We start from the raw sequence: 19,381 nt of genomic DNA, 5'->3' as shown, positions 1-19,381 counted from the left end.
CATGATCAAGTATAAAACCGAAGACTGGCGTTTCGAGCGCGAATACACGCATGTCTATTCACGCGAAAAAATCGTATCGTTCTCCGTCCAGCCGAGGTATTATTTGTTAACCAAAAGACAGCAGCTGAGAGGGAAAAGTACCAATGGCATGTCGGGCCTATACGGCGCGCTGAACACACAATACTACTATTACAAAGGTTCGCACGCGGATATTCGGCCTGATAACCTTCGGAAAGAAAACAGCATGATCAACCTGGGACCGTTGGTCGGTTTTCAGCTGCGTTTGTTCAACCACGGTTATTTCGATTGCAACACGTCGTACAATTTTCAGGATTATTTGAAAAGTACTGAAACAGATTTTGGTTTCAGAACGAATATTACTTTGGGCCTGGCTTTCTGACCCATCCCTGACAATCCTTTTTGCTTAATAGTAAAACCCATGACACGCACTGTGAAAATGTGGGCTGGCGTCGCTTTGTCCATCATCATCGTCTTATTGTTCCTTGTCCAGCGCCGCGCGGAAGATACGCGCATGCAAACCGTCTGGCAAGAAAAGTACCGCCGGACACGCATGCAGATCGGATTGCACCTGATGCATCTCCGGCATGAGTACGGTACAAGTCAAATGCATGTATCACAAAATACCGCGCTCGACATCAGGGAATTGTGGAACGACCGCGATGTGCTGTTTCAGGTTATCAACAAGCGAATGAGCCCTTTTTCTGCCGACAGTCTTGCTACGCTGGAACAATTGATCGACCGCCATGCGCCGCTCACAACAGTGTTAAAGGAAATCGAACGAATCGAGCGGATGAATGAAACCAACTAAACCATCAACGCTATGAAAATCAAATCAATCACCTTCCGAATCGCCGACTATGTAACACAATCCCTGATTATACTTACACAATTCACGCTGGCGTTACTCCTCACCGCATGCGACCAATTCGAATTCAGCCCGAACCAGACGTTCGACCAGACCAGCCCGACGAACCTGAATGCTCAAAACCTGGCCCGCCTGCGCGGAAATGCAGAAGATGATACGGTTACGATCGTGTTCGCGGGCGATACCCAGCGCTGGTACGACGAACAGGAACGATTTGTCAAAAAAGTAAACAGCCTTCCCAACATAGACCTGGTGCTATTGGCGGGAGATATATCGGATTTCGGGCTTTTGCAGGAATTCAAATGGGTGCAAAAAAGGCTTTCTGCATTGCACGTGCCGTATTTCGGGATCATCGGTAACCACGATATGGTCGCCAACGGGGCGCGGATTTTCAGTAAAATGTTTGGCCCGCTGAATTACTCGTTTGTGTATGGCGGCATCAAGTTCATCGCCCACAATACCAACGGGTTGGAAGCGCCCGGCCGGAACATTCCGGACCTCGGGTGGCTGGCCCGCGAGCTGCAAAACGCGGAAGGCGCCCGGCATATCATCACTGTTTCACACGTCCCGCCTTACAATACGGTCGAATTCGGCGCCGAATCGGTGGAACCTTACAAAATGCTGCTCGAAAATACCCCTGACCTGCTCCTTTCCCTGCACGGGCATGTGCACCAGCACCAGGATTTCCACCCATTCAGCGACCAGGTGCGGTATATGACGAGTTTCTCTTTTGAACAAAGCGCATTCGTGCTGCTTCAAATCGTAAACGGACAAATCCTGAAATCCATCATCAGCTACTGAAATGACCAGATCCTGCACGCTGGCGGCGCTCCTCGCAATGGGAGCTGCAAGCCTCTCCCATGCCCAATCGGTCGGGAAATTCGTCCCCGATTTCGCCCAGATCCAGTATGCCGGCAGCAACGGTTGGCTCGGTATCGGCGCCGGTTACGAACTTTTACACCGGCGTCTGCGCACACAGGCACAATATGGCTACGTCCCGCCGGAAAGGGGTGGCCCACTGCATATGCTCTCGGTCGCCCTGTTTTACCGGCCGCTGCGCGTTAACAGCAATAAGACCCTGCAAATCAACCCACTAGATATTGGCTTTAAAGGCAGCTACCAGTTCGGCCGAGACTATTTCTTCAACCTACCCTCCCGCTACCCGCCCAACTACTACTGGTGGAAGCCTGCATTCCGGCTGCACCTGGCGACGGAATCCTCAGTAACCTACAAACTCCCGAAAACCGCCGGCATCCGCTCGGTAACCGCTTATCTGGAATTCAATACCAATGATTTATACCTGATAAGCTACGTTCTCAATGCAGGATCGCTGCGGATCGGCGAGGTCGTGAAAGCGGGAATCGGTGTGCGGGTTGGGTTTTAGGAATGAGTTGAGAAGGTTATCTCGCGGATATCATAATTTATGACAGGACCCGAACCCCCGTTATTGAGAATTTGAATAGCCAACGATTCTTTCCCGTAGAAACTGTCTGCTGCCAGGCCCTTTCCTTTCTCGCAATAATCTTTCAAACTCAGCAAAAACATGGCCCAATTGTAGTTGCACCATTGGTAGAATTCCGTGAGCTCGCGCCAGTTGATCACTCGTCGCGCCTACTTCGCCGGCGACGGTCAGGTCGGTAGTCCAGATGCTGCCGAGGCCGCGCTGCGTGGTGAGGGCTTCATACACTGTTGAAACAGGCGCTTTGATGTAGTTGATTTGCTCTATTTTTTCCATCGCTTCGCTATGGAGTCGTATGGTGAACGGCAACGCTAGCAACGGCGCGGTTGCTCCGTGTTGGGTAAACAGGACATTCGGGGGGCTGTTCACGCCAATTGCATGGCCTTGTTGTTATATGCCTGACGGCATTGGCCTCGGTGCGCCATTGTTCCGCAGCTGCCAACCAAATAGTCAGGCACCCCGCAAATAGGCCGCCGTCAGCGATTCGTTCGATTGCATCAGCGCTGCTGGCGTGCCTTCGAACAGGATCTGGCCGCCTTTGTGGCCGCCTTCGGGACCGAGGTCGATGATCCAGTCGGCGTGCTTCATTACCTCCGTATTGTGCTCGATGACGATCACGGAGTTGCCCTGGTCGACAAGGTGGTCGATAATTTCGAGCAAATGGCCGGTATCCGACATATGCAGGCCCGTCGTCGGCTCGTCCATCACGTAAATTGTGCCGCTTTTGTGGATCTCGCCGGCCAGTTTGATGCGCTGGCACTCCCCGCCCGACAGTGTACTGAGCGGCTGTCCCAGGGTGAGATAATTGAGCCCCACCTGGTTCATCGCCGTCAGTTTGTTGAGAATATCTTTCGTTTTGAAAAATGTAAGCGCCTCTTCCACAGGCATATCCAGCACGTCTGTGATCGATTTGCCATTGACCTTGTACGCCAAAACTTCCTGTTTGAAACGCTTGCCTTCGCAGGTTTCACACACGGTTTTTACCGGTTCCAAGAATGCAAGATCCGTAAAAATAAAGCCAAGTCCCTGACATTCAGGACAAGCACCATCGGAATTGAAGCTGAACAGCGACGCGCTCACTTTATTTGTTTTACCAAACAACTTGCGAATATCGTCCATAATACCGGTGTAAGTCGCCGGATTGGAGCGTATCGACGTCCCAACCGCCGACTGGTCGATCACAATCGCCTCGGGATGCTGCGAGAGGAACACGCCATTGATCAGCGAACTCTTACCCGATCCCGCTACGCCGGTAATCACGGTAAATATGCCGGTAGGAATCTCAACCGATACATTTTTAAGATTGTGCAGCTTTGCATTCTTCACTTTCAATGCCCCCGTGGCCTGCCGGAATACCGGTTTAACCTTCAAATCGCGTTTGATGAATTGGCCGGTTAAAGTCGGCGCTTTCAGCAGCCCCTGGTAGTCGCCCTGGTACACGATCTGGCCGCCGCCTGCGCCCGCTTTCGGGCCTACGTCCACGACGTGGTCGGCCACGCGGATCACGTCGGGATCGTGCTCCACTACGAGGATCGTATTGCCCTTGTCACGCAGTTTTTGGAGTAACTCGTTCAGTCTGTGCACATCGCGCGGGTGAAGTCCGATGCTCGGTTCGTCGAAAATATAGGTAATGTCGATCAGGCTGCTGTTCAGATGCTTCACCATTTTGATCCGCTGCGATTCCCCGCCGGATAATGTCCCCGTTTCTCGGTCGAGGCTCAGGTACCCGAGCCCGATATCGACCAGATGCTGCAACCGCTCCGTGAGGGTATCGATCATCGGCTTCGAAACCGGGTCATGGATTTTTTCAATGATCTTTACCAATTCCGCCACTTCCATACCCGACATCTCGGCGATATTCATGCCGTTAATCCGGCTCGCGAGCGCCTTCGCATTCAGGCGTGCGCCCTTGCACGCGGGACAGTCGCCCATTTTCAGGAACCGCTCCACTTTTTTCACCGTCTTTTCCGAAATCTCGCTGCTGTCCTTCTGAATGTACAACCGGTTGAACTTGTCGACCAGCCCTTCGTATTTGGTGTCGAACACCATTCCATTATAGTTGGATTCGTACGTACCCTTTCCGAATAGCAGGGTGTGCATTTCCGCGTCCGAGTAGTCTTCAAGCTTCTTATCATTATCGAGCATGCCCGAAAACGTATAGGCTTTCCAGTACCATGTACCCACGGCGAACACGGGAAACAGGATCGCGCCCTCGTTGAGCGACTTGGAGGTGTCCAGAAATTTGTCGAGATCCAGCTCTACTTTTTTACCTAACCCATTACATTCCGGGCACATGCCGGCCGGGTCGTTGAAGGAAAATGCATTGGAAAAACCCGCGTGCGGCTGGCCTAACCTCGAAAACAGCAGCCGCAGAACCGCAGAAATGTCGGTAATGGTACCCATCGTCGAGCGGGAATTGCCGCCGAGACGTTTCTGGTCGATGACGATCGACGTTGAAAGATTTTCGATCGCGTCGGCTTCGGGCTGGCTGATGCGCGGCAGGCGGTTGCGGATAAACATGCTGAAAGTTTCGTTCAGCTGCCGCTGCGCCTCGGCGCCGATCGTATCGAAAACAATGGAAGATTTGCCCGAACCGGACACGCCGGTAAAAATGGTAATTTTCCGCTTTGGAATATCGAGTGAAACATTTTTGAGATTATTCTCCCTGGCACCGCGGATGCGGATGTATTCCTGATGGATCATGATGATGGATTTGAATGGCTAATAGGCAAACATAACTAAACGCATTTGCCTCAGGAAGCATTGGCGGCCGAAAAAATCCATTGTACCGCGTAACGGTCTGTGAGCGTGGCCCACTGGCCTTTGAGAATGCCGGGCGAAAGCGGTGCAGTCACCTCTCCTTCTTTCGCCAGTTTTTGAAATACCGATTTCAGCTGACCGGGTGCCGCAATGCTGATCCACAGCGAAATGCTGTTCCCCGAGGCCACCCCTTCCTCACCACCCAGGTCGGATGCAAACAGCCGGACATGTTCCGACACGAGGCTCGCATGCAGCACCAGCCGACGTATTTCGAGGGGAAACTGCTTGCCGTCGGGCGTGTCGCCCAGGCACGTGAAATGCAGTTCCCCACCGAAGCACGACTGGTAAAAATGCATGGCTTCCCTGCAATTACCGTTGAATGTGAGAAAGGGGTAAATCGCCATTTTGTTAATTATTGGTTATAAGCACGGTCCATTTCAGCAATGTCGAGCTTTTTCATGCCCATAATTGCCTGAAACATCTGTCCCGCCCGCTTCGGGTCGCCGCTGGACAACCGCTCGTTCAGCATGGCAGGTACGATCTGCCACGACAGCCCGAATTTGTCTTTCAGCCAGCCGCATTGGCTTTCCTCTCCCCCGTCGGCGGTGAGCGCGTCCCAGTAAAAATCGACTTCCTCCTGATTTTTGCAGGAAACAAAGAACGAAACAGCCTCCGTAAACTTGAACATCGGCCCGGCATCGAACAGATGGAGCGTCAGTCCGTTGATCTCGATGACGCCCATCATCACCTGGTCGGCCGGCATATGGCTGCCTTCACCCCATTTTTTGAGCTGTTTGATCTTCGAATCCGGGAAAATGCGGGTATACAGGTTCATCGCTTCCTCTGCCTGGCCATTGTACCATAAAAACGGGGTAATGCCTTGTGTGGTTGATACTTCGCTCATTGTTTCTACTGTTGAAGGTGAATGGTTTGGATAAAAATGGTTTTTACTTTGCTGACGTTTGACTTTACAAATTTGGCAGGTTAGGATAAAATAAAAAGGGTGTAAATACGCCTATCCCGAGGGGTAAAAATGCCAAATGAATATTTTCCTATATTTACACCTTCTAAATCCAAAATCGTTATGAAACATATCTCGGTATATGTCCCCCAATGCTCTTACATTGAAGCTGTTTCGCCTGCTTACCGGCTTTTCAATACCGCCAACGACTTCCTGCGAGCTTCGGGCAAAGAACCTAAATTCAATGTCGAATTTGTCGGCCTGAGCCACGATATCAAGGCCCAGGACGGCGAATACACGATCCGTATCAACAAGCTGCTCAGCGAAGTATCCAAAACCGACCTCGTCGTAATACCGGCATTGTGCGGAAACCTGCGCGATTCGGTCGAACTGGACCGCCCCGCCATTCCGTGGATGCTGGACATGCACCAGAACGGCTCCGAGATCGCGTCGCTGTGCCTCGGCGCATTCCTGCTCGGCGCTACCGGCCTGCTCGACGGCCGCAAATGCTCCACGCATTGGGCTTACTATGAGGAATTTAAAGAAATATACCCGCAGATCGAGGTGGTGGATGGTACCATTATTACCGATGAGGGCAAATTGTATTCAAGCGGCGGTGCCAATTCCATCTGGAACCTGCTGATTTACATTCTCGAAAAGTACACCAGCCGGGACATTGCCATCCTGGCCGCCAAATACTTCGCCATCGACATCGACCGGGATAACCAGCGGGCGTTTACGATTTTCAAAGGGCAGAAAAACCACAACGACGACGGCATTCTCGCCGCGCAGGATTATATCGAAAAAAATTACACGGAAAAGCTGACGATCATCGACCTGGCCGACATTGCCAGCGTCAGCCGGCGGAGTTTCGAGAGGCGGTTCAAGAATGCCACCAACAATACGATCAATGAGTACGTCCGCCGCGTGCGCGTGGAAGCGGCCAAAAGGAGTTTCGAAGTGTCGCGCAAGAACGTGACGGAGGTCATGTACGACGTGGGTTATACGGATACGAAGGCCTTTCGCGACGTTTTCAAGAAGGTGACGGGCCTGACGCCCGTCGAATACCGGAACAAATACAGCAAAGACAACTGACAGCGGCCTGCGGGCCGCTTTTTTTATCGAATGGCATTGCGTTAACCGATTGTTTCTCAAAGAATAGCACTGATTTACCGGTAGCTCATTTTATTTGCAGCGCGCTCTTCTTCTGCGCACTTTTGCACCGCATTTTTCAAAATCGAACCAATTTACTGCTATGTCAAAATCCATTTTGATCGTCGTGCTCGCCTGCATGATCGGTACCGCGCACGCTCATTACATCCATCCTGCTATGAAAACCAAAATTGCCTACACTGAAACCATCGATTGCGGCAGCGTTTCCCTGACCGACATTTTCAGACGTGCCCGCCTGTGGGCCAGCCAGTCGGCGCCCGACAATAAAACGCTCGTCGACGATAAGGAAACCGGCGATTTCGTGACGCAGGGCCACGTAACCATCATCGTCCCACGCTCGGACAGTAATGCCGGCGGCATTTACAAATTCGCTTATGTGCTCGCTATCGAATGCGCCAACCGCAAGTACCGCGCCTCGGTCGCCAATGTGGAGTATCAGGACGGGAATGGCGGCCGCACCGTGGCGCTGGACGTTTTCAGCCAGAAAGCCGAGCACAAAGCCGCTGCCGCCGATCTGGAAGGCAAGCTGAAAGAAATGCTCGCCGACTTGCAGGCTAACGTCAGGGATTACAAGGCGTTCTGACCATGAACACCAACCGCATGGCTACGCTCCTGCTCGGCCCCGAACTTTTCTGGCTGGTGGGGTACGGCATTGTACTAATGGTCGCCGCGACCAACCAGCCTGCTACGGAGCCGGGCAATGTGCGGCTCGAAAGCCTTTCGTGGTACTTTCTGCTGGGTGCCATCGCGCTTTCGTTTGTGCCGCTGTTCTGGATGCAGACCACCCTGGGCTGGTCGATGGTGCGTATAGGCATTGCCGGTTTGGCCGGCATTGTTTTCCTGGCCACCGGCTTTTGCAGTAAAATCGACTACCACGATTCGCGCAACTCGGGCGTAGGCACCCTGTGGATTATGCTGGTCATTTTCGGTGTCATACTTCTGTTTCTCGGCATGATCGGCGTTTCGCTGTATGTCAAATTCAAATCCTGAAATTCCTCCAACATGGTCGACCCAGTCCCCTCACCGCAAAATACCTATACCGTCAGATTCGGCGCCTACGAAGTGCGTATGAGCCATTGGATCAATGAACCGGGCATTTACCGCGTGCAAAACAATCAGCTGCTCTTCGATATGCCCTCCACGTGGAGCTGCGACGAGGCCATCTGGATCGACGATTCCACGGTAGAGCTGAAAACGCGCCTCTACCCCGGCCGCGAGTACTGCGATCTCCGCCTGAACCTCGCAACAGGCACCGGCACGGCGGAACGCGGCTTTTATCCGTTTGCGAATTCTACGAAACGGCCGCCCAAGCATTTCGAAGGCACTTTTTACCAGATTTACCAGTGGCTTTAACCTTCGGAAATCATGGAAACAAGTAAAGGAATTCCGGGTTACGAACTGTTCGTGCTGCTGTTTTTCTCGGTTGGCGCCGTATTTATCATTATATCGTATACCACCTACCGTAACAGCCGGAACCTGATCGAAAACGGTATCGAAACAAAAGGCATTGTGATAGACCTGCATCGTTTGAAACCCCGCGAATATCCGCTGGCACCCTCCATCCGCTTTTTCACCAAAAACGGCACCGAACGGATATTTCACAGTTCAGAAGCACGCAACCCGCCAGCCTATCAGCTCGGCGAAGAAGTAACGCTTTATTACGATCCGAAAGACCCGGCTAACGTGCATTTACAGGGTAACTACCTCCTGGTGTATGTTTTTGGCGGGATGGGCGCCGTGTTCTGGCTGTTCTCGATCTGGGGCATCGGCTCCGCGGTGAAGGCCGTATTTCAATGGCTTTTCGGTTAACAAAAAAGGCGTCCCGACGGGCGCCTTTTTTGTGTGAGTCTTCGTATTCTAAACTAAAAGCGGCTTCACCACCTTGCCGTGCACGTCGGTAAGACGGTAGCGGCGGCCCTGGTGCTTGAATACCAGCTGCTCGTGATCGATGCCCATCAAATGCATCACGGTTGCCTGGAAATCATGCACATGCACGGGGTCCTTGACGATATTGTAGCCAAAATCGTCCGTCTGGCCGTACACGAACCCTTTCTTCACGCCCGCTCCCGCCATCCAGATCGTGAAGCTGCGCGGATGATGGTCGCGGCCGTAGTTATCGCGTGTGAGCTTACCCTGCGAATAGGCGCCCCGGCCGAATTCCCCGCCCCACACAACCAGCGTTTCGTCCAGTAACCCGCGCTGTTTCAGGTCGTTGATCAATGCGGCCGATGCCTGGTCGACGCTCTTGGCCATCGTTTTGATATCGTTCGGCAGGTTACCGTGCTGGTCCCAGCCCTGGTGGTACAGCTGCACGAATTTCACGTCCTTTTCAATAAGCTTCCGCGCGAGCACGCAGTTGGCCGCGAATGTACCCGGCTTGCGCGAATCCTCGCCGTACATATCGAAAATGTAGTCGGGCTCTTTGGAAATATCCATCGTTTCAGGCACGGCGGTTTGCATACGATAAGCCATTTCATATTGCGCCATCCGGTAGTTGATCTCCGGGTCGAGCAGTTTTTCAAACTGGCCCTGCTGCAATTTCGCTAGCGAATTCAGCATTCTCCGGCGGCTCGTGCGGTCGATTCCCTCGGGGTTATTGAGGTAAAAAACAGGGTCCGGACCGGAACGGAACACGACGCCCTGATGAATGGACGGTAAAAATCCGTTGCTCCAGAGTTTGGCATACAACGGCTGATCGCCGCCGCGGCCCTTGGAGAGCAGTACCACGAACGACGGCATGTTCTGGTTGTCGGAACCAAGCCCGTAACTCACCCAGGATCCCCACGACGGCCTGCCGCCCTGCTGGCTGCCCGTCTGGAAAAAAGTTACAGCCGGGTCGTGGTTAATGGCCTCGGTGAACATCGAGCGAATGAATGTGACGTCGTTCACAATGCCCGACGTATAAGGCATCAACTCACTGATCATCATATCATTATCACCATGTCGGGCAAATTTGTATTTCGATGCCGCCAGCGGAAAGCTGCTTTGCCCGGCAGTCATACCAGTTAGCCGCTGCCCCTTCCGCACCGACTCGGGCAGGTCTTTGCCCCACATTTCTTCCAGTTTCGGCTTGTAGTCGAACAGTTCGAGCTGCGATGGTGCGCCGCTTTGAAAGAGATAAATGACCCGCTTGGCCTTCGGCGCGAAATGCGGATGCCCGATCGGCAAACCGGCCGCCTCAGCCCCTTTTTCGCCCACCTTTTTGGCGAGCGAATGATCCGCACTCAAAAGCGACGCCATCGCTGCTGCACCCAGGCCCAAGCTGGTCTTCGAGAGGAAATTACGCCTGCTCAATTGTTCGTGGACATGGTTTTCAAGTTCTCTGTAAAGGCTCATTGCTTTGATTGTTATCGCTTGATCAAAAATTCGTCAAAATTCATCACCGTGCTCGCCACGATCGTTCCGGCTGCCAGTTGTGCCGGGTTCAGCGTCTTGTCCACCGGGTACTCGCCGGCCGCCAGAATGGCTTTCATACGTTGGGGATTATGGCTGAAATCCTTCAATTCTTCGTCATATAGCTCTTTCAATACCATTTTCTCCTTCGGATCGGGCCGGCGGCTCGTCAATGCGGTGAATGCATAGTCGATCTGCTCGTCGATGGTTTTGCCGTTTTTCAGCATATGCTGTGCCAAAACGCGCGACGCTTCCACAAACTGCGGGTCATTCATGACCACCAGTGCCTGCAACGGGGTGCTGGTTTTTTGCCGTTTGGTAATGCAAAAGTGCCGTTCGGCCGCGTCGAAATTGAGCATCATCGGAGGCGGCGAGCTGCGTTTCCAAATCGTGTAAAGGCTCCTGCGGTACAGACTGTCGCCATGCTGCTGCTTGTAAGTCACCTCGTTACGTGTCGCGAGCGCTTCCCACAGGCCCGCGGGCTGGTACGGGTACGCACTCTTGCCCCCTACCCGGCGCGTAAGTAATCCGCTCGATGCCAGCGCATTATCACGAATCTGCTCGGCGCTCATGCGGTAGCTGGGGCCGCGTGCATACAGGCGGTTGTCCGGATCGACGTCCTTTGCACTCGGCTCGATCCTGGACGATTGCCGGTAGGTAGCCGAGGTGACGATCAGTTTTTGCATGGCCTTCACATTCCAGCCGGATTCGCGGAAACGTGCCGCGAGGTAATCGAGCAATTCCGGATGTGTCGGCAGCTCGCCCTGGTTACCGTAATCGTCGCTGGAAACGACGATCCCTTTTCCGAAATACATCATCCAGAACCGGTTCACCGTCACACGGGTGAACAGCGGGTGGTCTTTGTCCGTCAGCCATTTAGCCAGTCCTAATCGGTTTCTCGGGTATTCTTTCGGTATTTTAAAGAATGCGTCCGGGGTGTCGCTCGTTACGGCCTTACCCGGCGCGTCGTATGCGCCGCGGTTGAGAATGAATGTCTTACGGGGAAATTTGCGCTCTTTCATGACCATCACGTCGATCTGCTTGTCCATGATCTCCGTCTCCTCGCCGATCAGCGCCCTGCTTGCCGCCAGTTCTTTTTTATACCCGGCGTCGATATTGGTCAGGTAATAATCTTTCAACGACGCGAGCTGAGCCGGTTTCAGCTGTGCGGCAGGTGTTTTCAAGGCCGTCAGCAATTCATTTTTCAGGGTAAACAAGCCCTGCATTTCCAGCGGGCTCACCGCGCGGGTATAAATGCGGAACTCGTCCACTTCGAAGTTTTTCGTCCGCTGGTCCGACAACCGGCCGATATTCAGCCGGTCTACGTACCAGTTCGTCTTATTTTTCCCGAACAAAATGCTTTCCGTCAAATGGTCATTATGCACGGTCACTTTCGCGGGCTGGCCGTTCACATACAATTTCAGGCCTGAGGCTTTGCTCATACCATCATAAGTGAAGCCCAGCTGTGTCCATTTGTCCATCGGAAACTTTTCGACAGTTTGTATCTCTATTGCATTCTCCGGCCACACATGACTGATCGTCAAACGGATACGCCCATCTTTTTCCCGAAACACATTCCAGCCGCGGTAACCGTTCATCACGCCATTACTTTTGTGCACCAGCGAGCCACTTACCGCCGGATCGTGCAGGTTCAGCCAAATGCTGATGCTGAATGGCTGGTTCCGTTCAAAGAATGCGAAGTTGTCACCGAAACTCACGGCATTTTCGCCGAAAATGTACCGGGCCTTTCCGATGCGGCCATTGCGGGAAGCAACATTCGAAAGGCTATCATCCCCTTCGGCATTGGCTTTGTGCTTCGGATCGGCGAGGTTGGCAAACTCTTTCCCCTTTGGCTCGTCGAACGTGAAATGGCCCAGGAGATCGGTCTTTTCCGGCAACAATGCTTTTTCCGGTGCCGTACGGGCGGTAGCAAGCCATTGCTGAAAGTTGCGCTCGTAAGTGGCCGCATTGGCAGTCATCGAAGAGCGTTCCTTCGTCAGATTGGCATGGATAAATTTCAGTTTCGCATCCGCTTCCGGCGTTGGCAGCGTAATGGCCGGACTGGCCTCGCCGTTGTAGGGAATCTGCCCGTTTTCATCATTATTATTGAAAAACGCATACAGCGAATAGTAATCCTTATGGCTGATCGGGTCATACTTGTGGTCGTGACAGCGCGCACACTCGACGGTCAGGCCCAGGAATGTCTTGCCAAAGGTATCCACGCGGTCGGAAACGTAGGCGCTCCGGTACTCTTCGGGGATAATGCCTCCTTCCTGGCTCTGCTGGTGCATCCGGTTGAATGCCGTCGCCACCATCATGTCGCGGGTCGGGTTGGGCAGCATGTCGCCGGCGAGCTGCCAGGTCACAAACTGATCGTAAGGCTGGTTGCGGTTAAAGGAGTTGATCACCCAGTCGCGGAATGGCCAGGCGGTGCGCAGGCCGTCGTCCTGGTAGCCGTGGGTATCGGCATAGCGGGCGGCATCCAGCCACGGCACGGCCATATGCTCGCCATAATGCGGCGATGCCAGCAGCTTGTCCACGGCTTTTTCGTACGCATTCGGCGATTGGTCGTTCAGAAACGCCGCTACTTCTTCGGGTGTCGGCGGCAAGCCCGTCAAATCGAGCGATACGCGGCGGAGCAATGTCGTTCTTTCAGCTTCCGGCGATGGTTTGAGGTTTTTGTCTTCCAGTTTTTTGAGAATAAACCGGTCGATGTCGTTGCGCACCCAGGCTTCGTTCTTCACCTTCGGCAATGCCGGTTTTTCCACTTTGGTGAATGCCCAATGCGGCTTGTATTCGGCGCCTTCCTCTACCCAGCGGATCAAAATAGCTTTCTCCCGGGCCGTCAGCGACAAATGCGATTCCGGTGTAGGCATCACGACGTCGGGATCGGCAGAGAGAATGCGGTGCACGAGCTCGCTGCTGCCCGGTTTGCCGGGTTTGATCGCTTTCAAGCCATTTTCCCCTTCCTTTTTGTAAGCTACTTCGGCAACGTCCAGGCGCAGGTTCGCCTTTTGGTGATTGGCGTCCGGCCCATGGCACGCGAAACAGCGATCGGACAGGATCGGCTTCACATCATAGGTGTAATCCACCGGGGCCACCAGCGCATTCATTTCGGCGGCCACGTCGTCGGGGATATCTACCTGTTTGTCACAGGACAACAGGAAAATCCCGGCGGCGGGGAAAAGCAAACTATATTTTAACCAGGAATTCAACATCATTCAAAACTTAAATATTAGCGGGCAGCCCATGATTGATAACAAATAACAAAGCATTCATTCACGCAATTCTCCATCTTCTTAATCTGAATTTAATAAATTTTCTTAAAAAAGCAGCTGGCAAAGGTCCCCAATTGCCGTCGACTTAGGTCGACGGCAGAGGATTGTTTTTGGCTAGTAGCCAGTGTTTTGGGTTAATGTGGCTTTGCCATTTTTGGTGCTGTACACGATGGCCTGCTGTGGGATCGGGTAGTACTGGTGCCGCTCCTCGAACTTTGCGCCGCTCAGGTATGTGCGGAGTGTTTTTTCTTTTTCCAGGAATGCATTCAGTACCTGCGCGGCTACGCCCCAGCGGACCAGATCGAAGAACCGGTGGCCTTCCATCGCAAATTCCAGCCGGGTTTCGAAGCGTACGGCCTCGCGGGCGGCGACGGCGTCTTTCCAGGCGTCGATGTAGAGGCCTACCACGTAGTTGGCGGCGGGTTTGCCGTCGTCGGCTTTCACGAACCCGTCCGGGTTAGCGGCTCTTTTGCGGATCATATTCACGTACTCACGCGCTTTTTCAAGGTTACCGAGCTCTACTTCACATTCGGCCAGCCACAGGAGCACGTGATCGTAACGCATGAGGCGGTAATTGTTTGTGCTCAGGCGCGGGTTACCCGTTTTGCCGGATTCCGCTTTGCTGACGATCTGCTTTTTCGACGAATATGGCCCGGCATATGATTGGTCACGAATCCAAAACCGGCCCGGATGCACGCCCCAGTCAATGTAGGGAATGCCGCGGCGGCCCAATGTCCAGTCCAGGCGGGCGTCGAGCCGGCCGGTGTAAGGCTCAAACGGCGCGGAAGAAAGCAGGCCCTCGTCGTTTTTCACATTCGAATCATTGAATGTCTTGATCAGCGGCAAACCTTTTTCATCCGTTTTATACGCATTCACGAGGTTTTGCGATGCCTGGAAAAAGCCGCAGCAGCCGCCCGGACCATTGGGGTACATATATGTCAGCTCATCGCCCTGGTTACCGCCAGATCCGTCGGCCGAGGTAACGGTGTATTGTACCTCGAAAACCGACTCGGCATTATTCCGGGTTTCGGCGGCGAAATTATCATGAAAACGATCTACGAGCTTGTACTTTCCGCTGTTCACCACTTGCAGTAATGCTTCTTTGGCGGCGGTAAGGTGCTGTACATTCGCCTGGCCCTTGGGAAAACCCTGGAACATATGGCATTTGCCGAGGTAAGCGTAAGCCGCGAACTTCGTTGGCCTTCCCGGCTCGGTTTGTGATGCCGGCAGGTTTTCGGCGGCGAATTTAAAGTCTGCTTCGATCTTCGGCCAGGCGTCTTCCGTGTTTGGCACCAGCACGCTTTCCGGGCTTTCGGGGTCCCAGGTCTGCTCGTCAAGGTACGAGATATTGCCCCACATTTTCTTCGCTTCGAAATGGTAGTGCCCCCGCAGGAAGCGTGCTTCGGCGGTAATCTGCGCTTTGCGGGCGTCGGACAGGCCTTGCACCTTCGGCAGCGATTTCAGCACGTCGTTGGTACGGGCGATGCCGTCGTACAGGCTCCGCCATTTGCCGTAAATATGCGTGTTGGTGGAAAGCCAGACGTAGCGTTCGAGAAAGGTCTGCTCTGGCTGGTCTCCGGCGTCGGAACCTTTGTAGGCGTCATCGGAAACGACGCTGCCGAAAATCCAGTTGGACACCGCGCCGTGCCAGGACGTCACGCCGCTTGTGCCGATGCCGTCCAGCAATGCGTATGCGCCCACCAATGCCCCCTCGATGCCCGCCGTAGTGAGGATAATGTCGGGACTGTATTGCCCCTGCGGCCGTTTTTCGAGGAAATCATCCCCGCAGGAGGTAGCGATGACCAGCAGGACCGGTATGAATATCTTTTTCATATTGAATCAATGTTAAAAGCCAAGACTGATACCTACGATGAATGCTTTGGGGGTTGGGTAAACACCCTCGTCCACGCCGATCTGCCGGTCGGAGCCGCTGTTGAAGTTGCGGAGGTTGATCTCCGGGTCCAGACCGGTGTACTGGGTAAAAGTGAGCAGGTTCTGGCCCTGAACGTAAATGCGGAGGTGATCGGCGCCGATTTTGGACAAAACCGTTTTCGGCAGATTATACCCCAGCTGGATATTCTTGAACCGCAGGTAAGATCCGTTCTCTACGAAATACGTGGAAGGCTCTCCGCTCTGGGCATCGTTCGCGTCCAGGATGGGCAGTTTGGCATTCGGGTTATCCGGCCGCCACGACTCGTAGAGCATTCTTTTGGAACGGTTTCCCTGGAAAACCTCGAAGTCGGTCCAGTAGCGCACGTGATTGAAAATATCGTTTCCCTGCACGCCCTGGGCGAAAATCGAGAGGTCGAAACCTTTGTATCCCACATTCAGATTGAGGCCATAAGTAAAATCCGGGTGCGGGTTACCGATGTAGGTCTGGTCCTGTGCATTGATGATGCCATCGCCGTTCACGTCGCGGTATTTAAACTTGCCCACGCCTTGCGTCCGCTGGCCGTTGATGTAAATATTCGAATCGTAGTAACCGGGAAACTTCGCGTGATTTTGTACTTCTTCCTCATTCTGCATAATGCCGTCGATGATGTAGCCATAGAAAGAGGATATCGGCCGGCCGGCTATCGAGCGCGTCACCGGCGGCGTGCGCAGCGAGAACCCGGGCAGAAAATCGTCGGGATTTTGCGGGTCGAGGGCGATGATTTTGTTGCGGTAAGTCGAGAAATTCACGCCGATGCTGTACGTCAGCTGGCCGTCCAATGCATGGTCCTGGTAGTTCAGGCCGAGGTCGACGCCCCTGTTCTGCATGGAGGCAATGTTCTGGGAAGGAATGGCCGCGTCACCCAGCCGCGGGTCGTAGGCTTTGGTGTACAGCAAATCCTTCGTTTGCCGGTCGAACACGTCGAGGCTGAGGTCGAATTTACCTTTGAACAAATTGGCGTCGATCCCCACATTCACCGTCGTGGTCGTTTCCCATTTGGCTTTGGGGTTACCGAACCGCGCCAGGTCGAAGCCTTGTACGTAGCCGATCGGGCTGCTGCCCAGGCCGTAACCGCTGCTGTTCGGCGTGCTCTGGTAGGTCGAGAATGCATTGAAATCCCCGATTTCCTGGTTACCCGTCTGCCCCCACCCCGCACGGATTTTCAGGTCACTCACAAAATCGACACCCGACATGAAGCTTTCCTTTGAAATACGCCATCCCACGCTCGCCGCCGGAAATGTGGCATAGCGCGACGCCGCCTGGAAACGCGAGGAAGCATCGCGGCGCAGTGTGGCTTGCAGCAGGTATTTGTCGTCGAAGGCATAATCCACCCGGCCGAAATAGGAGAACAGTGACCAGGAAGACGACGCATAGCCGCTGTTGGTGGCCGTAGCCGGGTTGCCGGCATCGATGTACCGCAGATCGATATTGTTCGAGAAAAAGCCTTGCCGGTAGGCATTCACAAAATCGCCGTACGAATCGATCGATTCCAGGCCGACGAATGCATTCAAATGATGCGATTCGCCGAAAGTCTTGTCATAAGTAAGGGTGTTGGTCCAGGTCCAGGAATAACCGTAACTTCTGTTCTCGCTCAGGCTGTTCACATTCGTGCCGTGCGCCAGTTCGATCTCGACGGGTGTATAATATTTCCCGGCCGAGGCAGTGAGGTCGAGCCCGAAGCTCGTTTTCGCCGTCAGGTTTTTGAGTATATCAAACTCCGCGTACGCATTACCGAACAGGCGAAGGTCCTTATACCCGTTGTCCTTGTTCCGCACGAGCTGGCCCACGGGGTTGTTGGCATTGCCGAGGTTACTGCCGAGCGTACCGGCGAAATTGCCGCCAATGTCGTACACGGGAATGATCGGCTGCGCGCGGTACGTGTTCGAAACCTGGCTCGTTTCGCTGTTATTGCCGTAATTGCCCTGCCGCTTGCCATAGGCGACCTGCAAGTTCTCTCCGATCCGCAGCTTTTTCCTGATCGTAAACTCGGTATTGGCCCGCACCGAATAGCGTTTGTAGCCATTGTATAGCAGAATGCCCGTCTGGTTGAAATAATTACCTGAAAACGAATACCGGCTCACTTCTGAACCACCCGAAACACCCAGCTGGTAGTTCTGAATAGGCGCATCGTCGAACACCTCGCGCATCCAGTCGGTGCCCTGCTTGTTGGCTTTGGTGATGGAAAATTTGGTTTTGCCGAACTGCGGATCGGTATAGCGGTCGTAGCTGTAATTGGCCGGATTCACGCGCGGATCGCCTTCGGAAGCGCCGTCGGGGATAATGTAATCGGGGATTTTCGGCTCCGGGCCGTTGCCGTACTGCGAATGCTCGGGATTGCCGGTAGTCGGGTTGACGACATTCGCATTTTTCTTGCTGCGCCACAGGTATTCGCCGTATTCCTGCGTATTAAGCAAATCCATCGTTTTTGCCAGCTTCTGCGTTCCGAAATAGGCGTCGAAGGTGAGCTTCGGCACGCCGGATTTGCCGCGTTTGGTTGTGATGATCACCACGCCGTTCGCCGCACGGGAGCCGTAAATGGAAGCCGACGACGCATCTTTCAATATCTGTATCGACTCGATGTCGTTCTGGTTGATCGAGTTGAGGTTACCCTTCGTCGGTACGCCGTCGATAATGTAGAGCGGGTCGTTGTTCCCGAGCGTTCCGTACCCGCGTACACGTACGGCCACGCCCCCGCCGGGTGTGTTATCCGTGCCCACGGTGACGCCCGCCGCACGCCCCTGCAGCTGCTGCGCGAGGTTGGTAGCCGGCACGGAAAGCAGCTTTTCGGCGTCGATGACGCTCACCGACCCGGTAATGTCCCTCCGCGACTGCGTGGTGTAACCCGTCACCACCACCTCGCTCAATGCCTTGATGTCCGCATCGAGCACGACGTTGATCACCGACCGGTTCACGACGGGAATTTCCTGTGAAACATAGCCCACGAAGCTGAACACGAGTACGGCCTTATCGTCGGGCACGACGAGTTCGAAACTGCCGTCGCCGCCGGTAATGGCGCCTTGCTGCGTGCCTTTCACGACCACGCTCACGCCGGGCAGCGCTTCCTTGTTATCGGCCCCCGTGACTTTCCCGCGAATACTGACGTCGACCGGGTGCAGGTAAGGCAACGGAACAGGCTCGAACAGCTTGGGCGCGGAAAATGATTCGTCCTCCGACTTGCGGATCAGGATAATGTAATGTCCCGACACAGAGTAGCGTATTTGCAGCGGTTCGAGCAGTTCTTTCAGCACTTTGCTCAGCTTCTGGTTCGAAGCCTCGATGGACACTTTCTGGTTGCTGATCAGGGACGGGATGTAGGAAAACTTCACTTTGGCATTCTTTTCCAGGGTCGTCAGCACCTGTTTCAGGTCCTGCTGCCGGGCTTGGAGTGTCACCTCCCGGTTCAGGATTTCCTGGGCCACGCCGTCGTTGGCCAGGGCCAGGCTCTGAAAGAAGAGGGACACCAGAAATGGTATGCATGTAACTTTCATCGCAGCAACCAAATATTTAAATGGTATACTATTTTTTTTCATACTTTTAC

General features: G+C 53.8%; 17 protein-coding genes. 9 read left to right on the top strand and 8 right to left on the bottom strand.

The genetic code is table 11. The annotated features are described in order from the left end of the window. Position 1: 1 nt before the first annotated feature. From H144_RS0116315 to H144_RS0116300, 4 genes are read left to right on the top strand one after another with little or no spacing between them, the layout of a single operon-like run. The gene (locus H144_RS0116315) at positions 2–400 is read left to right on the top strand and encodes a hypothetical protein (RefSeq protein WP_169409403.1); all 399 of its coding nucleotides are present in this window, start codon (positions 2–4) and stop codon (positions 398–400) included. Between the two features lie 39 nt (positions 401–439). Next, complete coding sequence (locus tag H144_RS0116310) at positions 440–829, top strand: hypothetical protein (RefSeq protein WP_019943159.1); 390 nt, start codon at positions 440–442, stop codon at positions 827–829. 12 nt (positions 830–841) lie between these two features. After that, positions 842–1,687, top strand: coding sequence for a metallophosphoesterase family protein (locus H144_RS0116305; RefSeq protein WP_019943158.1), 846 nt, complete (start codon positions 842–844; stop codon positions 1,685–1,687). Between the two features lies 1 nt (position 1,688). Next, on the top strand, positions 1,689–2,270 hold the full coding sequence (locus H144_RS0116300; protein ID WP_019943157.1) for a hypothetical protein: 582 nt from the start codon (positions 1,689–1,691) through the stop codon (positions 2,268–2,270). Positions 2,271–2,330: 60 nt separating this feature from the next. Here the strand turns inward: H144_RS0116300 and H144_RS33915 are convergent, their stop codons facing one another. The 4 genes from H144_RS33915 to H144_RS0116280 form a co-directional block, all read right to left on the bottom strand. Then, positions 2,331–2,621 (bottom strand): hypothetical protein, encoded by a 291-nt coding sequence (locus H144_RS33915; protein ID WP_026350750.1) that lies wholly within the window; start codon positions 2,619–2,621, stop codon positions 2,331–2,333. A gap of 174 nt (positions 2,622–2,795) precedes the next feature. Then, complete coding sequence (locus H144_RS0116290; RefSeq protein WP_019943155.1) at positions 2,796–5,048, bottom strand: ATP-binding cassette domain-containing protein; 2,253 nt, start codon at positions 5,046–5,048, stop codon at positions 2,796–2,798. A gap of 50 nt (positions 5,049–5,098) precedes the next feature. After that, on the bottom strand, positions 5,099–5,509 hold the full coding sequence (locus tag H144_RS0116285) for a VOC family protein (protein ID WP_019943154.1): 411 nt from the start codon (positions 5,507–5,509) through the stop codon (positions 5,099–5,101). An 8-nt stretch (positions 5,510–5,517) separates the two neighbouring features. Beyond that, on the bottom strand, positions 5,518–6,009 hold the full coding sequence (locus H144_RS0116280; protein WP_019943153.1) for a VOC family protein: 492 nt from the start codon (positions 6,007–6,009) through the stop codon (positions 5,518–5,520). A 180-nt stretch (positions 6,010–6,189) separates the two neighbouring features. Between H144_RS0116280 and H144_RS0116275 the strand changes: the two genes are divergently transcribed. The 5 genes from H144_RS0116275 to H144_RS0116255 all read left to right on the top strand — a co-directional run bounded on the left by H144_RS0116275 (position 6,190) and on the right by H144_RS0116255 (position 9,048). Then, complete coding sequence (locus tag H144_RS0116275) at positions 6,190–7,161, top strand: GlxA family transcriptional regulator (RefSeq protein WP_019943152.1); 972 nt, start codon at positions 6,190–6,192, stop codon at positions 7,159–7,161. 160 nt (positions 7,162–7,321) lie between these two features. Beyond that, positions 7,322–7,822, top strand: coding sequence for a DUF4468 domain-containing protein (locus H144_RS0116270; RefSeq protein WP_019943151.1), 501 nt, complete (start codon positions 7,322–7,324; stop codon positions 7,820–7,822). A 2-nt stretch (positions 7,823–7,824) separates the two neighbouring features. Further along, positions 7,825–8,229, top strand: a complete 405-nt coding sequence (locus tag H144_RS0116265) for a hypothetical protein (RefSeq protein ID WP_019943150.1) — start codon at positions 7,825–7,827, stop codon at positions 8,227–8,229. Positions 8,230–8,241: 12 nt separating this feature from the next. After that, positions 8,242–8,592, top strand: coding sequence for a hypothetical protein (locus H144_RS32040; protein ID WP_019943149.1), 351 nt, complete (start codon positions 8,242–8,244; stop codon positions 8,590–8,592). A gap of 12 nt (positions 8,593–8,604) precedes the next feature. Then, positions 8,605–9,048: a DUF3592 domain-containing protein gene (locus H144_RS0116255; RefSeq protein WP_019943148.1), complete on the top strand. Its 444-nt coding sequence runs from the start codon at positions 8,605–8,607 to the stop codon at positions 9,046–9,048. A 48-nt stretch (positions 9,049–9,096) separates the two neighbouring features. Here the strand turns inward: H144_RS0116255 and H144_RS0116250 are convergent, their stop codons facing one another. The 4 genes from H144_RS0116250 to H144_RS0116235 form a co-directional block, all read right to left on the bottom strand. After that, on the bottom strand, positions 9,097–10,575 hold the full coding sequence (locus tag H144_RS0116250) for a DUF1501 domain-containing protein (RefSeq protein WP_019943147.1): 1,479 nt from the start codon (positions 10,573–10,575) through the stop codon (positions 9,097–9,099). Positions 10,576–10,586: 11 nt separating this feature from the next. Then, positions 10,587–13,853: a DUF1553 domain-containing protein gene (locus H144_RS0116245; RefSeq protein WP_019943146.1), complete on the bottom strand. Its 3,267-nt coding sequence runs from the start codon at positions 13,851–13,853 to the stop codon at positions 10,587–10,589. A gap of 171 nt (positions 13,854–14,024) precedes the next feature. Then, a complete protein-coding gene (locus H144_RS0116240; protein WP_019943145.1) occupies positions 14,025–15,743 on the bottom strand; it encodes a RagB/SusD family nutrient uptake outer membrane protein in 1,719 nt (572 codons plus the stop codon). Between the two features lie 12 nt (positions 15,744–15,755). Beyond that, positions 15,756–19,331 (bottom strand): SusC/RagA family TonB-linked outer membrane protein, encoded by a 3,576-nt coding sequence (locus tag H144_RS0116235; RefSeq protein WP_229207917.1) that lies wholly within the window; start codon positions 19,329–19,331, stop codon positions 15,756–15,758. Positions 19,332–19,381 lie beyond the last annotated feature (50 nt).

This window comes from Dyadobacter beijingensis DSM 21582 (assembly GCF_000382205.1).
In the GTDB taxonomy this organism is placed as follows: Bacteria; Bacteroidota; Bacteroidia; order Cytophagales; family Spirosomataceae; genus Dyadobacter; species Dyadobacter beijingensis.
This window is presented reverse-complemented; position numbering and strand designations above follow the sequence as displayed.

Excerpts from the sequence above, each read along its gene's own strand:
- H144_RS0116255 (WP_019943148.1), top strand. The coding sequence starts at position 8,605 with ATGGAAACAAGTAAAGGAATTCCGGGTTACGAACTGTTCGTGCTGCTG.
- H144_RS0116240 (WP_019943145.1), bottom strand. The coding sequence starts at position 15,743 with ATGAAAAAGATATTCATACCGGTCCTGCTGGTCATCGCTACCTCCTGC.
- H144_RS0116280 (WP_019943153.1), bottom strand. The coding sequence starts at position 6,009 with ATGAGCGAAGTATCAACCACACAAGGCATTACCCCGTTTTTATGGTAC.
- H144_RS0116290 (WP_019943155.1), bottom strand. The coding sequence starts at position 5,048 with ATGATCCATCAGGAATACATCCGCATCCGCGGTGCCAGGGAGAATAAT.
- H144_RS0116270 (WP_019943151.1), top strand. The coding sequence starts at position 7,322 with ATGTCAAAATCCATTTTGATCGTCGTGCTCGCCTGCATGATCGGTACC.
- H144_RS0116285 (WP_019943154.1), bottom strand. The coding sequence starts at position 5,509 with ATGGCGATTTACCCCTTTCTCACATTCAACGGTAATTGCAGGGAAGCC.
- H144_RS0116275 (WP_019943152.1), top strand. The coding sequence starts at position 6,190 with ATGAAACATATCTCGGTATATGTCCCCCAATGCTCTTACATTGAAGCT.
- H144_RS0116250 (WP_019943147.1), bottom strand. The coding sequence starts at position 10,575 with ATGAGCCTTTACAGAGAACTTGAAAACCATGTCCACGAACAATTGAGC.
- H144_RS33915 (WP_026350750.1), bottom strand. The coding sequence starts at position 2,621 with ATGGAAAAAATAGAGCAAATCAACTACATCAAAGCGCCTGTTTCAACA.
- H144_RS0116300 (WP_019943157.1), top strand. The coding sequence starts at position 1,689 with ATGACCAGATCCTGCACGCTGGCGGCGCTCCTCGCAATGGGAGCTGCA.
- H144_RS32040 (WP_019943149.1), top strand. The coding sequence starts at position 8,242 with ATGGTCGACCCAGTCCCCTCACCGCAAAATACCTATACCGTCAGATTC.
- H144_RS0116305 (WP_019943158.1), top strand. The coding sequence starts at position 842 with ATGAAAATCAAATCAATCACCTTCCGAATCGCCGACTATGTAACACAA.
- H144_RS0116235 (WP_229207917.1), bottom strand. The coding sequence starts at position 19,331 with ATGAAAGTTACATGCATACCATTTCTGGTGTCCCTCTTCTTTCAGAGC.
- H144_RS0116315 (WP_169409403.1), top strand. The coding sequence starts at position 2 with ATGATCAAGTATAAAACCGAAGACTGGCGTTTCGAGCGCGAATACACG.
- H144_RS0116245 (WP_019943146.1), bottom strand. The coding sequence starts at position 13,853 with ATGATGTTGAATTCCTGGTTAAAATATAGTTTGCTTTTCCCCGCCGCC.
- H144_RS0116310 (WP_019943159.1), top strand. The coding sequence starts at position 440 with ATGACACGCACTGTGAAAATGTGGGCTGGCGTCGCTTTGTCCATCATC.
- H144_RS0116265 (WP_019943150.1), top strand. The coding sequence starts at position 7,825 with ATGAACACCAACCGCATGGCTACGCTCCTGCTCGGCCCCGAACTTTTC.